General features: G+C 70.0%; 1 pseudogene. It reads right to left on the bottom strand.

Features of this window, described 5'->3' with window-relative positions:
- Positions 1-11: 11 nt before the first annotated feature.
- Positions 12-811: pseudogene (locus tag ABQ292_RS26570) on the bottom strand (transposase family protein).
- Positions 812-947 lie beyond the last annotated feature (136 nt).

Raw genomic sequence — 947 nt, forward strand, 5'->3', positions numbered from 1 at the left:
CTGAGGTTTTCTCACCTGTTTCCGCGGTCGAGTGAGGTCAGCACCAATGCGGCGGCGACAATTGCGCCGATGCGGTGCGGGCTGACGGTGACCCGGTCGAGGGCGCGCCAGCGGCCGAGCAGGGCATGGCCCCGCTCGGTGGGCGCGCGTAACGCGGTGACCAGGGACTTGTAGCAGCGGTTGTCGGTGTGCAGCGGCCCATCGGGCTGGTGCTTGATCGGAACGTGCACCCCGATGCCGGCGCCGGTGTAGCCCTTGTCGGCCAGCACGGGCAGCCCGCGGACGGCATGCGGATACAGCGCCGGCAGGCCCAGCTCGCGGGCGGCGGTCAGATCATGGGTCGAGCCGGGCCGGACCTCGGAGACCCACAGCGGAAAGCCACCGGGGTCGCAGATGACCTGCACGCTGCCGCCGAAGGCGTGGTGCTTGCCGGAATACCACAGGTGATGGCCACGCTCGGCGCGGGCGGCCACCCGGTCGGGATCAACGTGCCGTCCAGGCAGAGGAACGGCAGGCCCACGGCGCGAGCCTGGGTCAGCACAGCACCCAGGGCGGGAGCGTGCCCGGCGATCACCTCGAGCGCTTCGTGCAGGTAGCGGTAGGCGGTGGCGATGCTGACTCCGGCGTCGGCGGCCAGGATGCGCACGTCCAGGCGGTAACGCAACCAGCGCAGCGCCAGCACGACCTGGGCGTGCACCGTGCCGACCCGCTGGCCCGGACGGGTTCCCGGCCGACGGCGGTACCGGGCGATCCAGCCGGTCACCGCCTTCAACACCGGTGCGGACACATCCAGGCTGGCACGATGAGACACAGCGGGCTCCCGGGGAAGAGGAGATCGGTCTTTGGCGAGTCGATCTTCACCCCGAGAGCCCGCGCCCTCGTCTTGAACCCTGGCCTCGACCAGCGACGACACCAATCAAGCCGTCGAAGCTGGTGAGAAAACCTCA

It is taken from the genome of Geodermatophilus maliterrae, from assembly GCF_041018925.1.
Classification (GTDB): Bacteria; Actinomycetota; Actinomycetes; order Mycobacteriales; family Geodermatophilaceae; genus Geodermatophilus; species Geodermatophilus maliterrae.